Genomic DNA, 20,687 nt, shown 5'->3' on the forward strand with positions numbered 1-20,687 from the left:
AGAAAATGAATACTCTATTAATGTTTATTAAGACTGTCTATTTGCCAATCCCATGGCAAATCGTCAATGTTGATTTATGAAGTGATAAAGGAAAAGGATATAATTTTTTTATTTTATAGTTTATTTGTCAAATCTTCTTCAGACAGTGCTTTAGCCAAATCAATAATTTTTCGACGTACTTTGGCATCAGAGATATTAGTAAAAGCTCGCATAAGTTGGATTCCTTCATTGCTGGAGCAAAAATCCATAAAATTGCTATCGCTTTCAGCAAAACCTTCTATATGTTGTGTAGCAATGCCTTTATCAAAAAAATAAGAAACAGGCACATCCATAATTTCTGCAATTGCTTGAAGACGGCTTGCACCAATACGGTTTGTACCTTTTTCATATTTTTGGATTTGTTGGAAAGTGATGCCTAGTTTTTCCCCCAATTTTTCTTGGGTAAGTCCTAAAATGTTACGACGTAAACGAATACGGGTTCCGACATAAATATCTATAGGATCGGGCTTTTTTTTAGTATCGGTCATAATGCAACTCTTCATTTTCAGCGCTTTACTTCCAAACCAACATCAGATTTATGTGAGGTTAGTCTATCACACAATTAAGAGAATATGTAATATTTTTTCCCAACGTCACTGATATGCAAGGTGCAATATCATATACATGGGCACTTGATTACTTAGACTGTTTTGTAAAACCAAAAACAGCGCAACACAATAGCATAAGAATGAATAAGATGAAAGTGGAGAATATTCTGTATTTGTTGCTCCATGTAGGAGGAATAGGTGATGGAATTGGTGAATCAATGATGCCAATAGCATTCTGTTTAAGAGCTACAACGATTCGCCCATAAGAATCAATAACAGCTGATATTCCATTATTGGCTACGCGTATGAGGGGAATCCCCAATTCAACTGCGCGCAATCGTGCTTGTTGAAAATGTTGGTATGGACCAGGTGTAACGCCAAACCACGCATCATTTGTAATATTAATAATTGCTTGAGGAGGGGAACCTTTAAAAGTCATTTCATTAGGAAATATTGCTTCATAACAAATCAACGGAAGATAAGAAAAGCCGTTTGGCATTGTGACAGTTTTGCGTACACTAGCAGCACTATATCCACCTATATTATCAGCAAGGGCATGCAGTCCAATTTTATTCAACAAATTCTGATAGGGAAGATATTCACCAAAGGGAACTAGATGAAGTTTATCGGAGGTATTAAGAATATCACCTTTTGCATTAACCACCGCGATTGTATTAAAATGCCGCGTTTGAGCATTAAGAGAATTATTATCGGTGCGTACAGCTCCAATAATAGCCCATTGTTCAGGTTTGAGAAGAGAAGCAATATGCACTGCAAGAGCGGGCGAATCATTGAGAATATAGGGGACGGATGCTTCAGGCCATATGATAAAGTCAGGTTCATGTTTGTGATTGGCTGTTGGCGTAGCGCTTAGGTTCATATGAGTTGTTAATATAGCTCTTGGTACAGTGTTATCCAATTTTGCGTTTTGCTTGATAGAGGGCTGGACAATACGTACCCAAAGATTGCTTTTTTTATAATCAGCTGTGTTGGGTGCTGTATTGAGACGATAAAGTCCAAAACCACTGTGGGCTAATATAAGGGATAGGCAGAGAAAAAGTGCAAATTTCTTTTTTTCATTCGTTAAGAAAACAGTTGGTAGACTGTAGGCTAAAACAGCAAGAATATTCATTCCGTAAAGCCCTACTATGACATCTGATTGCATGAATATCGGGGTTGGCATAGCTGTATAACCAAGGGCATTCCATGGAAATCCTGTGAACAGAATAGCACGTAACCACTCTGCCAAGCCTAGCGCAAAAGCCAAGGTAAAGAAGCGTGCTATTCCTTTTGTCCACAACAAACCAACAATAAAACCAGCAAAAAACCAATAAAGAGAAAGGTAGAGAGGAGGGCAAAGAATAGCAAATGGTACTGCCCAGCCAAAAGTAACAGGATCTATCAATAAAGCATTTCCCAGCCACCAAAGGCTGCAAATAAAGTAACTGAAGCCGAAGGTTCCACAACTTAAAGCATAGGTTAGAAGGCGTTTTTTATTGTTTTGAATGGCACTTATTTTGTCAAGAAAGACAATAAAAACGGGAAAAGTTAAAAAGCAGACTGGCGTGAAACAAAAGGGTGGAAGTGCAAAAGACGTAAACGCACCACACAAAAACACTACTGCTTGCCGTTTCCAGCCAGTAACAGCAAACAAGAAAAGCATGAAGCTATTAAAAGATACTCGGCTATTCTTTAGAAATAACATTTTGCTTAAAATTTTCATTTTCCGAGATACGAAAAATGCGCAATCGCTTAATTCGACGTTTATCGGCTTCTAAAATACGGAATTGATAGCCTGGCACGGCTTTAATGACTTCACCTTTTGTAGGAATACGATCAAGAATAGAAACGATTAAACCACCAATGGTATCAACTTCGTCACCGTGTTCTCCTACGATAAAGTCAGGTCCAAGAGCTTTTTTTACATCTTCTAACTCTGTTTTTGCATCAACAAGCCATTTATTGTTAGGTTCGCGCACAATAGCATTATCAACATTGTCATGTTCATCTTCGATATCACCAACGACCAGCTCGACAATATCTTCCATAGAAACTAAACCATCTGTGCCACCATGTTCATCAATAACCAAAGCCATTTGTGTTCGTGTAGTTTGCATACGCGTTAGTAATTTGCTTGCTAACATGGAGCTAGGAACGAAGAGAACAGTTCGAATCAGATCTAGTTCGCCAATTGGAATATGCAAATCTGTGTGGTTTAACTGAAGCAAGTCGGATGTTTTTTCGATCTGGGATGACTTGGTAATGAAGCGCGTTATATAATTAAGGATATCACGAATATGGATCATTCCCCGTGGATCATCTAAGGTTTCAGCATAAACAGGTATGCGAGAATGACCAATTTTTGCAAAACATTTAAGAGTTTCTCCGAGAGGAGTGTTTATTTCTAACGCTTCAATTTCAGAACGCGGAATCATAACATCATCAACGCGTGCTTCGCGTAAGCGTAAGATATTGTGAAGCATAATACGCTCTTCAGGTGAGAAGAGAGATGCGTCTTTTTCATTGTCAGTAGCCAGTGCAATGGTAAGATCATCGCGCAGTGACGTGTAATTGCGACCACGTAAAAATGAAAATAAATGATTTATCAGGGAATGTTTTTCTGTATGATTTGTTCGCTGAGGGGGATGTTCTTCAATATTAGAAGATGTGTGACTGTTATTTTGTGCATTAACTTTGTCTGCCATGATTCTCAAATATTCTAAATTTTATTTTTATACCAGATACATAAGGTGATTTAAATTGTATGGTTGTCATATTAATTTAAAAAGTTAATCTTATCCTTTTAAGACAATTCAATATAGGGATCCTTTATGGAAAGTTTTTGAAGGATTTCTCTTTCGAGCTTTTCCATTTGCTGAGCTTCATCGTCTATTTCATGATTATAGCCAAGAAGATGGAGGACACCATGAACAATCATATGCGTCAAGTGATCCTCGAATGATTTTCCTTCTTTCTTGGCTTCAAGCGCGACAGTTTCTCGTGCGATGACAATATCACCAAGCATAAGCCTAGGGGGCTGCCCAACTTTAAGAGGAAAAGCAGGAAAGGACAGCACATTAGTAGGTTTGTTTTTATTACGCCATTGTGCATTGATCTGTGCCATATGTTTGTCATCCGTAAAAAGCAAACTAACTTCACTTACAACATTCTCCAATGAAACATGATGCATTGTAGTTTTTAACGCTTTTTCAGTGATATTATAAAGCATTTGCTTATCATTCCACCCAGAGTTCTCAATAGTTATATCAATAGTAATCATGATGAGTCGAATTTATTTTTTTGATGAAGGGGATGAGAGTGGTATTTTTTATTTTGTTCACCAAGGTCGTTATCATAAGCACGAACAATAGCAGCAACAAGAGGATGGCGCACAACATCTTTTTCATTAAAACGAATAATTGCAATATTGTCTACGTGTGAGAGAATGCGGATTGCTTCAATTAAACCTGATTTTTGTCCTATAGGTAAATCAATTTGGCTGATATCGCCAGTAATAATCATTCGCGTTCCTTCTCCAAGACGCGTGAGGAACATTTTCATTTGCATGGGCGTGGTATTTTGTGCTTCATCAAGAATAACAGCTGCATGAGCAAGTGTTCGTCCACGCATGAAAGCAAGAGGAGCAATTTCTATGACACCAGAAGCTAGAATGCGCTCTACTTTTTCGACTGGCATCATGTCATAGAGAGCATCGTAGAGCGGTCGCAAATACGGATCAACTTTTTCTTTAAGATCACCAGGAAGAAAGCCTAGATGTTCCCCAGCTTCAACGGCAGGACGTGAGAGGATGATTCGTTCAATGATACCGCGCTCTAGGAGTGCTGCAGCATGTGCAACAGCGAGATATGTTTTGCCTGTTCCTGCTGGACCTATACCAAAAACAAGTTCAGTATGTTCCATTGCGCGTATATAAGTATCTTGTGTCGGGGTTCGGGCATGGATTACTTTTTTATGAGTACTCAACTGTGCTGGTATATGCTTTGTCGCAGATTGGGTTATTTTTAGCAATTTTTGGGGTTCTTGAGGAAAATTTGCCATAGCAATTGCTCCTTCTATATCCGATAAAGTGAGCTCTTGATGTGTTTTGGCGCGTTCATAAAGCTGCTGTAATACATATTGTGCACGCCTCGTAGCAGCTACCTTCCCACGAATTGAAACTTCATTGCCGCGCGGATAAACACTAATCTTAAACTTTTTTTCGATATAAGTAAGATTTTCGTCGAATTGACCAAATACTGCTTTTGCATATTTGTTGTTTTCAAAAATTAAAACAACATGGTTAACACTTGATGCACGTGCTTTTTCTGAGTTACCAGTATTTTCAGGACAAGACCTTATTTTCTCTTTAATACGCTTCACGCTTTCGGTTGAAGTTTTCAACCTATTCTCCCATATCTACTGAGTGTCGCACACTTTTTTGAGTAAATTTTATAAATTTTAGGTGCGATCACTTTAATTTCAAAAATAAAACAAATTCCTATAATCGATGTTTTTAAAAACGTTAAAGATGCGTTTATACATTTACTGCTTCACCTACAAAACTATTTGATCCTGCATTTTTGATATGAATTTTCATCACCGTGCCTGTAGAGGATTTTGTGTTTACTACAACAGGTAAAAGCCAAGGTGAGCGACCTATCATTTGCCCAGAGTGACGCCCAGCTTTTTCGATGAGAACATTGGTTGTTTGACCAACTTTAGAGTGTAAAAACGCATGTTGCTGCTCAAGGAGCAACACTTGCAAATGTTGAAGCCGAGCATCTTTTACAGTTTCATCGATATGATTTTTCATTGTTGCACCAATTGTCCCAGGTCGAGGCGAATACTTGAAAGAATAGGCTGAACTATATTGCACTTGTTTTATAAGTTTGATGGTTTCTTCAAAGTCTTCATCTGTTTCTCCTGGAAATCCTACAATAAAATCACCTGAAAAAGCAATATCGGGTCGAGCTGTACGAATTTTTTCGATGAGCTTAAGATAATGAACACTTTTGTGTTGACGATTCATTGCTTTTAGAATGCGATCTGAACCCGATTGGACGGGGAGATGCAGGTAGGGCATTAATATATCAAGATCTCGATGAGCAGCAATAAGACTATCATCCATATCACGGGGGTGGCTAGTTGTGTAACGCAGACGCTTTAAACCATCCAGTTTGGCAAGATGATAGAGAAGATCGCCAAGACGCCAAGTCTTTCCGTCAGCACTTTGCCCGTGCCAACCATTTACATTTTGTCCAAGGAGTGTAATTTCTTTGACACCGGCTTCAATGAGTTGGCGAGCTTCCTCAGTAATTTGTTCAACTGATCGCGATATTTCGGCACCCCGTGTGTAAGGAACAACACAAAAAGTGCAAAATTTATCGCAACCTTCCTGCACAGTTAAAAATGCACTAACACCCCGTTTTTTTACAGCACTTTTATTATGAGGCGGTAAATGAGCAAATTTATCTTCAACAGCATAGTCTGTTTCAACGATTTTTTTCCCTTGTTGGGCTTGTTTTAATAACTCTGGCAAACGATGATACATTTGCGGACCAATAACGAGATCCACTGTTGGTGCGCGACGCAAAATTTCACTTCCCTCAGCTTGTGCAACACAACCAGTTACTCCGACCATTAAAGGTTTGTCAGGTGTACGTTTTTGACGTATCATTCGCAAGCGACCAAGATCGGAATAGAGCTTTTCTGCTGCTTTTTCCCGAATATGACAGGTATTCACAAGAATAAGGTCGGCATCATTTGGTGTTTGTGTGGTGACATAACCCTGTGAACTAAGACTATCATTCATCCGTTGGCTGTCATAAACATTCATTTGACACCCATAAGTTTTAATAAAAACCTTCTTCGGAGTAACAGGGAGTGAATTTTTAGGATTTGCTTGTTTCATAACGCATTCTAAACTTTTTTTATGTGAAACTCAATCTGTTTGCATAAAAGTTTTTTGCATAATAATTGCATCTGTGCGGTTATCCTTTGATGGGTAATAGGCAAGACGTTTAGCAATTTTTTGGAATTCGAAACGCTGATAAAGACTTAAAGCAGAAAGATTATTTTCTTCTACCTCTAAGAATAGTTTTATAGCGCGTTCGTGATGAAGGTGCCGAAGTGTACTATCGATAAGCAAATAGCCAATCCCTTGTCGACGGCAATGAGGGTGAACCGCAATTGTGATAATTTCCGCTTCATCAAGAATAAGGCGGCATAGGCAAAAGCCTAAAATTTTATTGGGTTGACCAATAATAGAGACTTTGTATCCGAAGATAGAGCAATCTTTTAGGAAATTATCAAATGTTTGTTTCCCCCAAGCTGGGACAAAACAACGCTGATGAATTTGATGAAGGAGAGCGCTGTCATCAGTTTGTAGAGGGGCAACCCAAAAATGCTTGTTTGTAAATGAAAGTTTAGCCATTATTTTTTTCGTGGTAAGGCAAAATCAGTTTGTTGTTTTGCATCAGCATTACGTAGATAAAGTGGACGGGGTGAGCCTTGGGGCTGTTTTTGGGCAGCAAGGTGGGCATAGTTTACAATGTCAGCTGCTTCGCATAAAGTTTGGTCTAATATGATTTCTTTATCTATCTTACGGTTTTTAATGTGTAGTGCAATGATATCAGCTGCTGAACCCGTTATCCTCGTTTGCTGAGGCAAATCTTTTATGATATTTTCAATTGTTTTTAGGCTAGGTGATCCTAAAGGTATGAGATCTTCATTAAAATTTTGATAGTAGAACATGTCTTTACCAGCTTGAATGACAACAGTGATTATTGATTCGTTATTTTTATTGGTTATCTGTGCTGCTGATGCTTCAAGTGCACTTACTCCAACAGCTGGTATTTCTAATGCTAATGCCAAAGCTCTTGCTGTTGAAACACCTACACGCACACCGGTGAACGATCCAGGTCCAATATTAACAGCAATACGGTCAACTTGACTGAGAGTGACATTGGCTTGGTCGGTTACTTGTGCAATGTGCCCGATGAGCCTTTCGGCATGTCCCTTGTTCATGCGTTCGCTGATACGGGCAATGACGGATTGATGGCGAATAAGCGCAACGGCACAATAAATTGAAGCAGTGTCTATGGCAAGAATAAGCATAAGAATATTTTAGTTGAAGAATACGATAAACAAAAGGCCTACTGTGTTTTTTAGTCTTTTTTATTTAGAATAATACTCTTCATAGAATTGTTACGCGGAATTATCTTATGGTTATATGGTGAGAAAAAAGGAGGGAGATTGTTGTTTTTCTGATATATTGTGATTATTTTGCAACTTTTAAGCATTTGAGCGTATTGTTTTATTTTTTGTTAGTGCATATTTTCTGATATTTATCATAATATTGCGTAAATGATTTTTTGTTCTGTTTTTAATCAGACAGCTAAGTATTGGCGCAAATTATATATAGGTAAGGTATATATGTATGCTAATATTCCTTCTTTGAAGCTCAAAATCTGCTTTTGTTAAGGATAATTGAGTAGCATCAGAGAAAATGTGTTATAGTTTAGTATGATTTAGTGTGGAATTAACAACAAATCTTTTGGTTTTTTTAATCACATATTAGCGATTTTGGTAAAATTATCGTTTAGCTTGGTTCATTTAAATGTTCTTCTGCAGCAAGTCCATGGTAAGTATTACGCTACATTGTCCAGATTTATTTTAGTATAGCTTTGGTGGCAACATTTTTTGTAAATTCATTGAGATATTTGATTTTTTCAGAATAAAATTATTATGACACTTGCAGATGTATGCGAAAGAGAGAAAAAGATATAATTAATAGAATTAAAATTGCCACAGTAATAGAAAAGTAAAGCATATTGCCAGCTGTAATTTTGCTTCGTTGATATATTTATAGCACTTTAAAAAAGTTTTAGAGCCAATAAGAAACATCGTTTTTTCCAGTAATAGCATGTCTATTAGTTTTTTGTGAAAATTGATTTTGATTATAGAAAATGAAAAAATAGCATGTTTTTTAATGAATTATAGATTCAATCATGTGCTATTTAGCTATATAATTATTGTACTGACAAACTGATTCAACACGCAATTTAGGAAAAGTCGCTGCTAATTAAAGTAGGGCACATTCGTTTTTTATATAGAATGATAGAGAATTTTTATAGTGTGATCTGGTTTGCTGAAAAGGTTGTAATATGAGCAAATCTGTAGAATGTTTGTGAGCTACATTGAAAAAATATTTCAGAGTGCTCAAAATGTTATATGGTGTAGATTAATCAACTTTATCATAATAAGGCTACAAACACTGAGGATGAGTATGGAGCAGATTGAAGCAAAAATAATGCGCAATCCTGTCTTTTTTAATGAGCGGATATCGACTTCTAATCCTAGTGCTGCCATTGAGATGACAGTGAAAAACTGCGCAATAAATCTGATGGGGTTGATGACTGTTGCAGGAATAAGCTCGCTTGAGCGGATAAGCATCATGATAATAAAACCAATAATAAACCATGGAACAAGGGTGTGTAGACGCAAATGTGTTTGTGTTGATCGACGGTAAATAATTGACAAAGTAAAAATCACAGGGGCTAACATGAGCACTCGCACCAATTTGACAATTGTTGCAATTTGGACACTTATAAAAGATACAGATGCTGTTGCTGCTATAACCTGTGGTACAGCATAAACAGTCATGCCTACAAGTACACCATATTGGCTAAATGACAAATTCAGCAGTGGATGTAAAAAGGGTAGAAGTAAGATAATAAAAACCCCTAAAAGAGCGCTAAAGGCAATTGATGCAGCTACATCTTCCCGCTTGGCATTGATGACAGGTGCAGTTGCTACAATAGCTGAATTGCCACAAATAGCATTACCACAAGCAACTAGTATTGCTAAATTCACAGAAAGCCCAAAAAATCGGCTGATGGCAAAGCTGATGAGAAGAGTTATAAATATAAAAAATACAATACTAACAAGTAGGTTCCAACTGACTGAAAGAATTGTGTGGATGCTAATACTGGCTCCTAGAAGAACAATAACAATTTCGAGAAGTGTTTTTGCACAAAAGGTTATACCTTTTTGAAAATATATTGGCAGAGTAAAACAACTACGGATAATAGATCCCAATAAGATTGCCAAAACAAGACTTTCGAGCCACTTCTCTGCGAATAGTTGTTTTTCAATTATTTCTAAACCATAAGCTAAGGCGGAGATGAGCAAGCATACTAGAATTCCAGGACAAAAATCGCACAGAAAGGAAAGCCTTTTCTTAAGTACTTTGAATATTTTTCTATACATTAAAAGACAATGACGAGTAAAAAGGGTTATAATTTAAGCGAAGATAGTTTTAAAGATTGGTTCTTGCTTGTAGAGCTGCGGCTAAGGTTCCATCATCAAGGTAATCCAGCTCACCTCCTACTGGCACTCCATGAGCAAGCCGAGTAATTTTAACTGAAAAATTTGAAAGTTGGTCAGTGATGTAGTGCGCTGTCGTTTGTCCTTCAACGGTAGCATTAACGGCTAGAATAACCTCCGTAATTGGACTGTTTACAACACGTTGTACTAAGGGAGCGATATTGAGCTCATCTGGACCTATCCCATCTAATGGAGAAAGTCGTCCGCCCAATACGTGATAACGTGCAGCTAGAGTTCTCGCGCGCTCAAGAGCCCAGAGATCAGCAATATCTTCAACGACAATAATTGTAGTATCATCACGGCGGGGATCTGTACAAATCGAACAGGGATCAGCTGTATCTACATTGCCACAAATAGAGCAAATGCAGACTTTATCTGCAGCAGCTTGTATTGCTGCTCCTAGGGGCTCTAATAATATTTCCTTTTTTTTTATAAGGTGAAGGGCAGCACGGCGCGCTGAACGTGGACCAAGACCTGGTATTCGTGCTAAAAGCTGAATGAGATGCTCAATTTCAGATCCTGCAATGTGTTTAGCCATACTATTTATGTCCAAGGTATTGTCCAAGAGAGGTAGATAAAATGCTGTTCATTAGAACGGAAGTTTAAAACCTGATGGGAATGGTAATCCTGCTGTTATGCTTTGAGTTTTTTCTGCTATAGCTGTTTCAATTTTTGCCTTAGCTTCATTATAAGCTGCCATAATCAAATCTTCAAGAATTTCAGTTTCTTCGGGTTTTATTAATGAAGGATCAATTGTGATTGCCGTTATAGTATTTTGGCCATTTAAAGTAATACTGACAAGCCCACCGCCAGCAGTGCCAATTTCTTGCAGGTTAACCATTTCTTTTTGAATTTGCTGCATTTTTTCTTGCATTTCTTTGGCTTTTTTCATCATACTCATCATATCGCGCATAAGAATAGGTATCCTTATTTATTATTGATCACTTTTATTTTTAAAGGTATCGGGAGATAAATCAAGATCATTTGCTTGTGTATTCGGACGATTGTCGACAATTTCTGCTCCTGGAAAATGATTGAGGATTGTTGCGATATCAGGATCTTTCTGTGCAAAAGCCACACTTTCTTCCTTTAAAGTTGGTCCTCCTCCTTCATTGATGAAGGATATAGTGTAATGTTTTCCAATCCATTGAGACAGCATTTTCTTTATGTCATCTGCAAGTGCACTGGGAGCATTTTCAGAAAGTCTTAAAGTAATATGTTCTGGCTCAAAAGAAACAGGATGAACAAAATCTGTAATAAGCGCTTTAAAAGGAATTTCATTATATTGTTCAGCTAACCTAACAATATCATGCAAAGAATCAATAATGACGTTCTTTTGTCCAGTAACTTCTTTTTCTGTTTTCAGGGCAGGGCACGGTAAATTTGCAATATTTTCAGAAAGATTAACAAACTGGGAAGTTTCAGAAATTTCTTTTATTTTAAAAGAATTTGTATCTTCAGAAGTTTGCATCTTCAATGAATTTTCCACTGGTGAGGAGTGATCTAATTGATTGCTCAAGGGTGCGCTTAAATCAGGCTGATTTGGTGATGTGTTTAAAGTGCGTGGCGAAGAATGAACAGATGCAACTGTTCCTTTTGTCGTATTATTTGCACTCGTGGATTCTTGGTGAAAAGATTGTGGAACAATTGTGAGGGGTGTTTTATCTTGCGAAATCTTTTTTAAAGCTTCATCAAGAGTTGGCAGGTCAGCAGTGTGAGTAAGACGAATCAATAACATTTCGGCAGCTTGAAGTGGACGAGCAGTTTGACTAACTTCCTGTAAGCCTTTGAGTAACATTTGCCAGTTCCGAGACAAAATGGGAATGGAAAGTTTTTGTGAAAAATTTAAGCTTCTTAAGCGCTCACCTTCAGTAAGTGAGAAATCTTCTGCTATTTCTGGTGTAAAACGTAAACGTGTAACGAGATGATTGAAATCAGCCAATTCCGTTAATATAGTGAGAGGGTTAGCACCTGAATCGTATTGACTGCGAAATTCATTCAATGTGCTTACAATATCGCCTTTCATGATGAATTCAAAAAGGTCAATAATACGTGCTTGGTCAGCCAGCCCTAACATTGTGCGTACCGTAATTGCACTGACGTTACCATTGCTATGCGCAATTGCTTGATCCAAAATGGATAGTGCATCACGTGCAGATCCTTCTGCGGCACGTGCAATCATGGAGAGCGCTTGATCTTCCACTTCTACGTTTTCATGTTTAGCAATTTGGCGCAAATGAGTGATCAAAACTGCCGATTCAATACGCCGTAAATCAAAGCGCTGACAACGTGAAAGGATGGTAATAGGAACTTTGCGAATTTCTGTCGTGGCAAAAATAAATTTTACATGTGCTGGTGGTTCTTCAAGTGTTTTCAATAAACCATTAAATGCTTGTGTTGAGAGCATATGCACTTCATCAATAATATAAACTTTATAGCGTGCAGAAACAGGACAGTAACGTATCTGTTCAATAATTTCACGAATATCATCAATTCCCGTATGTGAAGCTGCGTCCATTTCTATAACATCGAGATGGCGTCCCTCGATGATTTGTGTGCAGTGTTCACCCAGTGTATCCAATGCAGTAGTTGGTTGGTCAATATCTTTTGTTTTGTAGTTGAGTGCGCGAGCTAAAATACGCGCAGTTGTAGTTTTCCCTACTCCGCGAATTCCTGTTAGCATCCATGCTTGTGCAATACGTCCTGTTTCAAAGGCATTAGTAAGGGTGCGCACCATCGCCTCTTGCCCAATCAGGTCAGAGAAATTTTGGGGACGATATTTGCGAGCAAGAACGCGATAGGTCGTTTCTTCAAGCATATTTTGCATCAATGACCCCAATTTTGAATTTTTTTTGGATACATTTCGATAGTACGAAAGCACAAACTAGCACGCTACTCTAGATGTAAAAGGATTTTTTCTCAATCAATTTATTTTTTTAACGGAATTATCTGCCTTAAAGCGACAAAATCCCTTATTCTTTGAGAACGTTACTATATAAAACCACCAATTTTACACTGAAAAACGACAGAAATATGATTTATTTAAAAAATAGGAGGCTGGCACTATGACCCGTACTAAAACTCGTTGGGGCTGCTTCTTTCCAGACCTGACCCAGTTGGCGAGCAGTTCGTCCATCACCAACCTCCCAAATTCATATTGTCGATTTAAAATGAAAAATCAAGTTAAGAAATGAAAAAGGTGGAAGGAACGATTGAAAATTTTTCCTTTGTGTTTAATCTTTGCACTATTTTTAATTTGCTTAAATCAAAAGTGGCGCAGTTCGATAAGGTAAATACTGATTTTTTTTTGAGTTTAAACATATTGAAAGGTACACAACGCCTTTATGTAATAATTATAAATATTAGGGCAAATGAAATTATACGCAGTTCATAATCCTTGAGTAAATCTTTTATGGTGTTTTTCCCTTTTACTATGAAATACGATGAGTCATTTTAAGAATTTTTTGTATCCAATATAACTGAATAAACTGTTATTTCATGTCCTTTTGTGATATCCTAATTATCATTTCTTTATACTAATTGAACGCATATCCACTATTATATTAATTCGTGAAAAAATGTTATCGGAATAATTTTAATACTCTGTTAGTGGATGCTATCGCTTATTTTTTCATTAGTACTTGTTATGAAGGAGAGCTGTAGTGATTTCATTGTCCTTATATACGGGTTGTTTTATCATTTTTAGCTAAATAAATGCCGATAATGGGCAATTCAGCGAAAGAGAAAGTTAACTCTTCCAAGGCAAGTTTTATCATGAGATTTTCAAGATGCCCTTCAATGTCAGCAAAGAATTGTATTGCATTAAAATTTTTGCCAATTTAGTAGCTTTCTAATTTTGTCATATTGATACTGTTCGTGGCAAATTCCCCCCATAGCTTGATAAAGGGCAGCTGGGACATTGCGGACGTGAGAAAGAGGGCTAGTGATGATTTTTACCATTTTGAGGTTTGGGTATGTGTCGTTGAGAACGTGAAAAGATGACAAAACGGGGTAATATTGAGGACTATCTTCAATATTTTTTGCGAGAGTTCAAGCCCATAAAGTTCTGCTGCCATTAGAGGCGCTAAGACTACATTAGAGGCGCTAAGACTACTTGTGAAAGTCTAGAATTTTTTATAATTTTGTAATTCCAGTGGTATTAATAAAAATGGCAAGTTTTTAGCCGTTTTTTGTATGATTTTACGGCATTGTGCAAGGGCATGAATATGGTTGTGGACAGTTTCAATTTCTTCATGTTTAACGCTAAGTAAGATCATTAATTGAAAATGGATAGGCAAAAAGTACTCTCCAACAATATAAAGGGATGATTGTGGTAGAAGGTGATGAATATACACAACACCCTCAGCAAGAGTATTTTCAATAGGGATCATAGCGAGATCGGTTTATCTGCTTTCTACAAAATTGAGCGTGTCTTCAAAAATGACAGAGGGGATAGCGTTCATATTAGGAAATATATTGGAGTAGGCAATATGGGAATTAAAGCTATATTCTCCTTAGAAAAAGATCTTATAGGCTTTTTCAATTATTTTCATGCTAAAATTTTGCGTACTTTGTCAAGGTCACGTTGTGTATCTACACCTAAGGGAATTGTGTCAACTATTTCTACATCAATACGCATATTATGCTCTAATGCACGTAATTGTTCAAGTTTTTCACGTTGCTCAAGTGTAGAAGGTTTGAGAGCTACAAATTGTTCAAGCGCTTTACGTCGATAAGCATATATTCCGATATGGTGGTAAAGAGTACCATCTCCATAAGGCGCTGTTGCGCGGGTAAAATAAAGCGCACGAAGGCGATTTTGAGAAAGCGGTGTGCCAATAATTTTTACTATATTTGGATCTATTTTTTCATCTTCCTCAATAATTTTTGCACCCAAGGTTGCAATATCAGTAAGGCTATTTTCTAAGGGTCGTAAAGCACTGATGATTTCATTGGGTGTTATTGTTGGTAGATCACCTTGTACATTCAAAATAGCATTATAGCGTCTTTCAGGGTCAATATTGGTTAAAGCTTCATAAATACGGTCAGACCCAGATTTGTGATTACCACATGTTATGATACATTCATGTCCGTAAGCTGTAACAGCTTTTGCAATATCATTATGATCTGTTGCAACTATAGTCCGCCCTAATGCGGCTTTTTTTGACTGTTCAATGACATGAACAATCATGGGCTTTCCAGCGATTTCAGCGAGAGCTTTTTGAGGAAGACGGGTTGAGCCTATACGGGCGGGGATGAGAATAATTGGTTCAATAGTCATCATAAATTTCCAAATATCAAATATTATGTGTGTGATGCGTTTGTAATATTGTGTATTATAAAGAAAAAGCTTAAACTGAAAACGGTAATGGAAAAGTGTAGACGTGTGAATTTTTATGAATCGTTTGAAAGTTGCCTGTTTTTTTGGTGCTTGTCTATTTTTGCTGATTATTTTTGCAGGAATCTTTATGATGAGTGATTGGTTCCGTGATACTTCTGCACCAGTTCAAAGTTCTTATGAAATTACAGAAAAGGACATGCTCAAGGAAGAGCAGCAGATGTCGGCTGTCTCTTTGTCATTGAATGATCGTCTTCAACAAGGCGACCTTGAAAATGGGCGTAAAATTTTTCGTCGATGCGCTATATGTCATACCTCTGGGCGTAATGAATCTGGTCGTGTTGGTCCAGCACTTTGGGAAATTGTCAATCGCCCTTTAGCGGCAACAACAAATTTTGCTTACTCACGGGTTTTGCGTGAAAACTCTGATCAAAAATGGGACTTTGTGACCTTGGATCGTTATCTGCAATCGCCGCGTGAAGCATTTCCAGGGACGATAATGTCTTTCCGTGGAATCAAAAATGACCAAGAGCGTGCTGATCTTTTGCTTTATTTACGGAGTTTATCCGATCATCCTGTTCCCCTACCAGTAGATAACAGAGAAGGCGAACCAAACTGAGTTGTATCAAAAGTACCCCTTTGGAGAAGGGGGAGGCAATTGGTTTTTATTTTTAATCTTGTTGTCATGAATTTATCAAAAAAATTGTTATTGATACGTCATTTAAAATTGATTCGGTGCGACTGTGTCAGAAGGTGAAAGTAAAAAATGGCAGCCTACATTCTTCGGCGTCTTTTGCTCATTATACCGACGCTGATCGGTATCTTAACGGTAACCTTTATTATTATTCAATTTACGCCAGGTGGGCCTATTGAAAATATTATTGCTCAATTACAAGGAATAGGTGGTGATGCTGTAGGGCGATTGGGTGGTGGAAGTGATCTTGGTCTTTCTTCTGACGTTGTTTTGGATGGTGCTCAAGTTGGGTCTTCTTCGGGGGCTTTTAAATATCGTGGTGCACAGGGGTTAGATCCAGAATTTATTGCCAAACTGGAAAAGCAATTTGGGTTTGATAAGCCGCCTTTGGAGCGTTATTTGATAATGCTTGGTCGTTATTTGCGCTTTGATTTTGGAGATTCTTATATACAAGGGCGTTCGGTTATTGAGCTTATTAAAAGTGCTTTACCCGTTTCTGTTTCGCTCGGGTTTTGGCAATTGCTGATTTCTTATGCTATTTCTATACCGTTAGGAATCCGTAAAGCTCTTAAAGAAGGGACAGCTTTTGATGTATGGACAAGCGCTATTATTATCATTGGCTATGCCATTCCGAGCTTTCTCTTTGGTATTTTTTTAATGGTTTTTTTTGCTGGAGGGTCTTTTTTCAATTGGTTTCCGTTAAGCCATTTAACGTCTGATAATTTTGATCAATTATCTTTTGGGGAGAAAATATTAGATTATCTTTACCATTTGGTTCTTCCGTTAACAGCAATGGTCATTTCTTCTTTTGCTACAACGACATTGCTGACAAAAAATTGTTTTCTAGAAGAGATTCGTCAACAGTACGTCACCACAGCACGCGCTAAGGGGTTAAGTGAACGCTCAGTTCTTTATGGTCATGTTTTTCGCAATGCAATTTTAGTTGTGGTTGCCAGCTTTCCTGCAACTTTTATGGCATCATTTTTTAGTGGGTCTTTGCTGATTGAAATGCTTTATTCGTTAAATGGTATGGGGCTTTTAAGTTATACGTCTATTGTCAATCGTGATTATTCTGTTGTATTTGCGTCTCTCTATATTTTTTCGCTTATTGGTTTGATTGTTAGTCTCATTTCTGATGTCGTTTATATGCTAGTTGATCCACGTATTGATTTTGATAAAAAGGATTTGTGATGCAGGAAGTGGGGCATGATAGTGTGCATAGTTCTAAGTTGCAGAAAGAACCTTTTTTTTCTCCATTGAATGCGCGTCGTTGGCGCAACTTTAAGAAAAATCGACGCGGTTGGTGGTCATTATGGTTCTTTTTATTTTTGTGTTTTTGTTCTTTTTCGGCAGAATTTATTGCCAATGATCGTCCAATTATTGCTTCTTATAAAGGAGAGCTGCTCTTTCCTATTTTTTTTGATTATCCTGATGAAAAATTTGGCGGAAGCTTAATTGTAGCAGATTTTCGTGATCCTTTTATTCAAAATGAAATTGCGCAACATGGTTGGACATTATGGCCGCTGGTGCGTTATTCCTATAACACGGTAATGGGAAATAGATCTGTAGCGTTAGCGCCACCTTTTTGGCTTCAAAGTAAAGAGGAACGTTGTGCCAATTATGCTCAGGGAGACGCTGATCCAGAATGTACAATAGGTCAGTGGAATTGGCTTGGAACAGACGATCTGACACGTGATATTTTTGCACGCGTTTTATACGGTTTCCGAGTATCAATAACTTTTAGCATTCTTTTAACAATTATTTCCACGATCATCGGTGTTACAGCAGGAGCCGTTCAAGGATATTTTGGTGGTTGGGTTGATTTAATCTTTCAGCGCTTGATTGAAATATGGTCTTCTGTACCATCACTTTATTTGGTTATTATCATGGCAGCAGTTTTGGCACAGGGGTTCTGGGTGTTGTTGGGAGTTATGCTTCTTTTTCAATGGGTGACGTTAGTTGGTGTGGTGCGTGCAGAATTTTTGCGTGCGCGCAATTTTACCTATGTCAATGCTGCGCGTGCTTTAGGGGTTCCTAATAGCACTATTATGGTGAGGCATTTATTGCCAAATGCGATGGTTGCTGCCTTGACCTATATGCCTTTTTTATTAACATCGGGGGTTTCATTACTCACATCACTTGATTATTTGGGGTTTGGTCTTCCTCTTGGTTATGCTTCTTTAGGTGAATTGATGCGGCAAGCTACCATTAACTTGAATGCTCCTTGGATTGGTATTACGGGGTTCGTTGTTATTGCTGTTATGTTATCATTGTTGGCGTTTATTGGTGAAGCTGCACGAGACGCTTTTGACCCGCGAAAGACATTACAATGACAAATTTGCTTTCAGTACGTGATCTTTCAGTTGCATTCCACCAAGCGGAAGAAAAAAAATACATCATTGAACAAGTTTCTTTCGAGATTAAAAAAGGAGAGACAGTTGCTTTGGTAGGGGAATCGGGTTCTGGAAAATCGGTAACAGCACTGTCTATTTTGCAATTATTGCCTTTTTTGAAAACGCTTTATCAGTCGGGTGAAATTCTCTTTAACAATAGGGATTTATTGAAGCAGAAAGAAGAAGATTTGCGTAAAATCCGTGGTAAAGATATTGCCATGATTTTTCAGGAGCCGATGACCGCTCTTAATCCTTTGCATAACGTAGAGCGCCAGATAGGCGAAGTTCTCAAAATGCACTCAAATATGTCAGATCAATCACTACAAACAAGTGTTATTGATTTATTGACTCAGGTAGGAATTCGTGAGCCACAAAAACGTTTGGGTTCATTTCCTCATCAATTATCTGGTGGACAACGGCAGCGGGTGATGATTGCGATGGCACTTGCAAATAACCCACGATTATTGATTGCTGATGAGCCGACAACAGCACTTGATGTGACTGTTCAAGCAAAAATTCTTGAGCTTTTGATGCAACTTAAAAAGCGCAACAATATGTCAATGCTTTTTATTACCCATGATTTAGCTGTTGTGCGCCGTATTGCAGACCGTGTCTATGTGATGAGGAAAGGAAAAATTGTTGAAAGTGGTTCAACAGACGGATTGTTCAAAAATCCCCAACAGCCTTATACCAAGCAATTATTGGCAGCAGAACCTAAAGGTCATCCTCTTCAAGTTGATGAAAGTGCACCCATTTTGATGCAAGGCAAGAAAGTTAATGTTTGGTTTCCGATTAAAAAAGGTTTATTGCGGCGAACAATAGATTATGTGAAGGCTGTTCAGGATATAGACATTACAATTCGTGTTGGTCAAACGCTTGGTGTTGTGGGTGAATCTGGTTCAGGAAAAACAACATTGGGGCTTGCACTGATACGGATGTTGTCTTCCAAAGGGCAAATTACTTTTGATAATATCGACATTAGCAGCTTTACTTTCAGGAAGATGCGCTCTTTGCGCCGTCATATTCAGATTGTTTTTCAAGATCCTTTTGGTTCTCTTTCTCCACGTATGTCTATCAGTGAAATTATCGCTGAAGGATTATTAATCCATGAACCTCAGCTTTCTTATTTTGAACGCGATGATCGTGTTATTGCAGCATTGCGTGAGGTTGATCTCGATCCTTCTACGCGTCATCGTTATCCACATGAGTTTTCTGGTGGACAAAGACAGCGGATTGCTCTCGCGCGTGCAATAATCCTTAAGCCGCGTTTTCTTATGCTGGATGAACCAACCTCTTCTCTTGATGTAAGTGTGCAGGCGCAAATCATTGATCTTTTGCGTCATTTGCAACAAAAATATCATTTAGGCTATTTGTTTATTAGTCATAATCTGAAAGTTGTGAAAGCGCTGGCACATGAAGTGATTGTCATGCGTAATGGGGAAATGGTTGAGCATGGTTCTGCTGATCGTATTTTTTCTTGTCCCCAAAAGCCTTATACGCAAACTCTGATGACTGCTGCATTCGCACTAGAATCTGACCGTTTATAGGTAATGACGTTAAATTGCGCTAATAGTCCATTATAGAGAAGAACTTTCCCTACTAAAGGTTCACCAATGTTTGTAATAAGCTTTATAGCTTCCATTGCTTGGAGTGTTCCGATGACTCCAGGTAAAGCACCAATAATTCCAGTTGTAGCACATGTTGGGATTGTGTCAGGGTCTGGTGGGTTGGGAAATAAGTCGCGATAGTGAGGATTGTTGTCTTTATAAGGCATAAGCACCGTCAGTGAGCCGTTGAAACGCTCTACAGCGCCACTTATCAAAGGTTTTTCGCATTGGGCAGCATGATCTGCAAGAAGATAGCGCGTAGAAAAATTATCGCTACCATCGATAATGATATGATAAGTGTTTAGCAATTTATCCACATTACCTTTATCCAAACGTAGATTGTGTTTTTCAACCGTAATATGGGGGTTTATTGCTTTTATAGTAGCCTTAGCGCTGTCGGTTTTGGGTTGATTAATTGTGTTTATTTTGTGGATAATTTGGCGTTGTAAATTGGAGAGCGAAACGATATCATCATCAACAATTCCAAGAGTACCAACGCCTGCCGCAGCTAAATAGATTAGAGCAGGAGCACCAAGACCACCCGCTCCAACGACAAGAACACGTGCAGCTTTGAGTTTCTGCTGTCCTATGCCACCAATTTCAGGTAAAATGATGTGGCGTGCGTAACGCTTAATTTCTTCGTCGCTTAATTTTGTATCAGTGTCTTGTATCATAGGCTTT

At 38.0% G+C, this 20,687-nt stretch carries 18 protein-coding genes, 1 other RNA gene and 1 pseudogene; 4 read left to right on the forward strand and 16 right to left on the reverse strand.

The genetic code is table 11. The annotated features are described in order from the left end of the window. Positions 1 to 113: 113 nt before the first annotated feature. The 15 genes and pseudogenes from ACMFKV_RS01300 to ACMFKV_RS01370 all read right to left on the reverse strand — a co-directional run bounded on the left by ACMFKV_RS01300 (position 114) and on the right by ACMFKV_RS01370 (position 15,255). Complete coding sequence (locus ACMFKV_RS01300; RefSeq protein ID WP_332059779.1) at positions 114 to 527, reverse strand: helix-turn-helix domain-containing protein; 414 nt, start codon at positions 525 to 527, stop codon at positions 114 to 116. Positions 528 to 675: 148 nt separating this feature from the next. Beyond that, positions 676 to 2,310 carry an apolipoprotein N-acyltransferase gene (gene lnt, locus ACMFKV_RS01305; RefSeq protein WP_413154285.1) on the reverse strand — a complete coding sequence of 545 codons (1,635 nt, stop codon included), beginning with the start codon at positions 2,308 to 2,310 and terminating at the stop codon, positions 676 to 678. Then, positions 2,273 to 3,292 carry a hemolysin family protein gene (locus tag ACMFKV_RS01310; protein WP_336287727.1) on the reverse strand — a complete coding sequence of 340 codons (1,020 nt, stop codon included), beginning with the start codon at positions 3,290 to 3,292 and terminating at the stop codon, positions 2,273 to 2,275. Before ACMFKV_RS01310 ends, lnt begins: the two co-directional genes overlap by 38 nt. A gap of 98 nt (positions 3,293 to 3,390) precedes the next feature. Next, a complete protein-coding gene (gene ybeY / locus ACMFKV_RS01315; protein ID WP_413154287.1) occupies positions 3,391 to 3,867 on the reverse strand; it encodes an rRNA maturation RNase YbeY in 477 nt (158 codons plus the stop codon). After that, positions 3,864 to 4,988 carry a PhoH family protein gene (locus ACMFKV_RS01320; protein WP_413154288.1) on the reverse strand — a complete coding sequence of 375 codons (1,125 nt, stop codon included), beginning with the start codon at positions 4,986 to 4,988 and terminating at the stop codon, positions 3,864 to 3,866. The genes ybeY and ACMFKV_RS01320 overlap by 4 nt, the downstream gene beginning before the upstream one ends. A gap of 133 nt (positions 4,989 to 5,121) precedes the next feature. Then, entirely contained in the window at positions 5,122 to 6,498 is a 1,377-nt protein-coding gene (gene miaB, locus ACMFKV_RS01325) for a tRNA (N6-isopentenyl adenosine(37)-C2)-methylthiotransferase MiaB (protein WP_413154289.1), read from the reverse strand. A gap of 30 nt (positions 6,499 to 6,528) precedes the next feature. Beyond that, on the reverse strand, positions 6,529 to 7,020 hold the full coding sequence (gene rimI / locus ACMFKV_RS01330) for a ribosomal protein S18-alanine N-acetyltransferase (RefSeq protein WP_413154290.1): 492 nt from the start codon (positions 7,018 to 7,020) through the stop codon (positions 6,529 to 6,531). Further along, complete coding sequence (tsaB, locus tag ACMFKV_RS01335) at positions 7,020 to 7,703, reverse strand: tRNA (adenosine(37)-N6)-threonylcarbamoyltransferase complex dimerization subunit type 1 TsaB (RefSeq protein WP_336287731.1); 684 nt, start codon at positions 7,701 to 7,703, stop codon at positions 7,020 to 7,022. Before tsaB ends, rimI begins: the two co-directional genes overlap by 1 nt. Before the next feature lie 1,104 nt (positions 7,704 to 8,807). After that, the gene (locus ACMFKV_RS01340) at positions 8,808 to 9,857 is read right to left on the reverse strand and encodes a YeiH family protein (RefSeq protein WP_336287732.1); all 1,050 of its coding nucleotides are present in this window, start codon (positions 9,855 to 9,857) and stop codon (positions 8,808 to 8,810) included. Positions 9,858 to 9,906: 49 nt separating this feature from the next. Beyond that, positions 9,907 to 10,512, reverse strand: coding sequence for a recombination mediator RecR (gene recR, locus ACMFKV_RS01345; RefSeq protein WP_336287733.1), 606 nt, complete (start codon positions 10,510 to 10,512; stop codon positions 9,907 to 9,909). A 51-nt stretch (positions 10,513 to 10,563) separates the two neighbouring features. Then, positions 10,564 to 10,887 carry a YbaB/EbfC family nucleoid-associated protein gene (locus ACMFKV_RS01350; RefSeq protein WP_332059766.1) on the reverse strand — a complete coding sequence of 108 codons (324 nt, stop codon included), beginning with the start codon at positions 10,885 to 10,887 and terminating at the stop codon, positions 10,564 to 10,566. Between the two features lie 21 nt (positions 10,888 to 10,908). Next, positions 10,909 to 12,813 (reverse strand): DNA polymerase III subunit gamma/tau, encoded by a 1,905-nt coding sequence (locus ACMFKV_RS01355; RefSeq protein WP_413154291.1) that lies wholly within the window; start codon positions 12,811 to 12,813, stop codon positions 10,909 to 10,911. A 210-nt stretch (positions 12,814 to 13,023) separates the two neighbouring features. Further along, positions 13,024 to 13,121: signal recognition particle sRNA small type (gene ffs / locus ACMFKV_RS01360), an RNA gene on the reverse strand. A gap of 530 nt (positions 13,122 to 13,651) precedes the next feature. After that, a pseudogene (locus ACMFKV_RS01365) lies at positions 13,652 to 14,464 on the reverse strand (prephenate dehydratase domain-containing protein). A gap of 59 nt (positions 14,465 to 14,523) precedes the next feature. Beyond that, positions 14,524 to 15,255 carry a 3-deoxy-manno-octulosonate cytidylyltransferase gene (locus ACMFKV_RS01370; RefSeq protein WP_413154366.1) on the reverse strand — a complete coding sequence of 244 codons (732 nt, stop codon included), beginning with the start codon at positions 15,253 to 15,255 and terminating at the stop codon, positions 14,524 to 14,526. A gap of 115 nt (positions 15,256 to 15,370) precedes the next feature. On the opposite strand from ACMFKV_RS01370, the gene ACMFKV_RS01375 reads away from it, so the two are divergent. From ACMFKV_RS01375 to ACMFKV_RS01390, 4 genes are all read left to right on the forward strand, one after another. Continuing rightward, positions 15,371 to 15,931 (forward strand): c-type cytochrome, encoded by a 561-nt coding sequence (locus ACMFKV_RS01375; RefSeq protein ID WP_413154292.1) that lies wholly within the window; start codon positions 15,371 to 15,373, stop codon positions 15,929 to 15,931. 147 nt (positions 15,932 to 16,078) lie between these two features. Then, complete coding sequence (locus ACMFKV_RS01380) at positions 16,079 to 17,197, forward strand: microcin C ABC transporter permease YejB (RefSeq protein WP_413154293.1); 1,119 nt, start codon at positions 16,079 to 16,081, stop codon at positions 17,195 to 17,197. Beyond that, a complete protein-coding gene (locus ACMFKV_RS01385; protein ID WP_413154367.1) occupies positions 17,197 to 18,339 on the forward strand; it encodes an ABC transporter permease in 1,143 nt (380 codons plus the stop codon). Before ACMFKV_RS01380 ends, ACMFKV_RS01385 begins: the two co-directional genes overlap by 1 nt. Then, entirely contained in the window at positions 18,336 to 19,946 is a 1,611-nt protein-coding gene (locus ACMFKV_RS01390; protein WP_413154294.1) for an ABC transporter ATP-binding protein, read from the forward strand. Before ACMFKV_RS01385 ends, ACMFKV_RS01390 begins: the two co-directional genes overlap by 4 nt. Here ACMFKV_RS01390 and ACMFKV_RS01395 read toward each other — a convergent pair. Next, complete coding sequence (locus ACMFKV_RS01395) at positions 19,892 to 20,680, reverse strand: molybdopterin-synthase adenylyltransferase MoeB (protein ID WP_413154295.1); 789 nt, start codon at positions 20,678 to 20,680, stop codon at positions 19,892 to 19,894. The genes ACMFKV_RS01390 and ACMFKV_RS01395 overlap by 55 nt on opposite strands. Positions 20,681 to 20,687: the final 7 nt, after the last annotated feature.

Origin of the sequence: Bartonella propinqua (assembly GCF_047263965.1) — a bacterium.
Lineage (GTDB): Bacteria > Pseudomonadota > Alphaproteobacteria > Rhizobiales > Rhizobiaceae > Bartonella.

What these genes read in the sequence shown, in the direction of transcription:
- ACMFKV_RS01300 (WP_332059779.1), bottom strand. Translation starts at nt 527, where the DNA reads ATGACCGATACTAAAAAAAAGCCCGATCCTATAGATATTTATGTCGGA.
- lnt (WP_413154285.1), bottom strand. Translation starts at nt 2,310, where the DNA reads ATGAAAATTTTAAGCAAAATGTTATTTCTAAAGAATAGCCGAGTATCT.
- ACMFKV_RS01310 (WP_336287727.1), bottom strand. Translation starts at nt 3,292, where the DNA reads ATGGCAGACAAAGTTAATGCACAAAATAACAGTCACACATCTTCTAAT.
- ybeY (WP_413154287.1), bottom strand. Translation starts at nt 3,867, where the DNA reads ATGATTACTATTGATATAACTATTGAGAACTCTGGGTGGAATGATAAG.
- miaB (WP_413154289.1), bottom strand. Translation starts at nt 6,498, where the DNA reads ATGAAACAAGCAAATCCTAAAAATTCACTCCCTGTTACTCCGAAGAAG.
- rimI (WP_413154290.1), bottom strand. Translation starts at nt 7,020, where the DNA reads ATGGCTAAACTTTCATTTACAAACAAGCATTTTTGGGTTGCCCCTCTA.
- tsaB (WP_336287731.1), bottom strand. Translation starts at nt 7,703, where the DNA reads ATGCTTATTCTTGCCATAGACACTGCTTCAATTTATTGTGCCGTTGCG.
- ACMFKV_RS01340 (WP_336287732.1), bottom strand. Translation starts at nt 9,857, where the DNA reads ATGTATAGAAAAATATTCAAAGTACTTAAGAAAAGGCTTTCCTTTCTG.
- recR (WP_336287733.1), bottom strand. Translation starts at nt 10,512, where the DNA reads ATGGCTAAACACATTGCAGGATCTGAAATTGAGCATCTCATTCAGCTT.
- ACMFKV_RS01350 (WP_332059766.1), bottom strand. Translation starts at nt 10,887, where the DNA reads ATGCGCGATATGATGAGTATGATGAAAAAAGCCAAAGAAATGCAAGAA.
- ACMFKV_RS01370 (WP_413154366.1), bottom strand. Translation starts at nt 15,255, where the DNA reads ATGACTATTGAACCAATTATTCTCATCCCCGCCCGTATAGGCTCAACC.
- ACMFKV_RS01375 (WP_413154292.1), top strand. Translation starts at nt 15,371, where the DNA reads ATGAATCGTTTGAAAGTTGCCTGTTTTTTTGGTGCTTGTCTATTTTTG.
- ACMFKV_RS01380 (WP_413154293.1), top strand. Translation starts at nt 16,079, where the DNA reads ATGGCAGCCTACATTCTTCGGCGTCTTTTGCTCATTATACCGACGCTG.
- ACMFKV_RS01385 (WP_413154367.1), top strand. Translation starts at nt 17,197, where the DNA reads ATGCAGGAAGTGGGGCATGATAGTGTGCATAGTTCTAAGTTGCAGAAA.
- ACMFKV_RS01390 (WP_413154294.1), top strand. Translation starts at nt 18,336, where the DNA reads ATGACAAATTTGCTTTCAGTACGTGATCTTTCAGTTGCATTCCACCAA.
- ACMFKV_RS01395 (WP_413154295.1), bottom strand. Translation starts at nt 20,680, where the DNA reads ATGATACAAGACACTGATACAAAATTAAGCGACGAAGAAATTAAGCGT.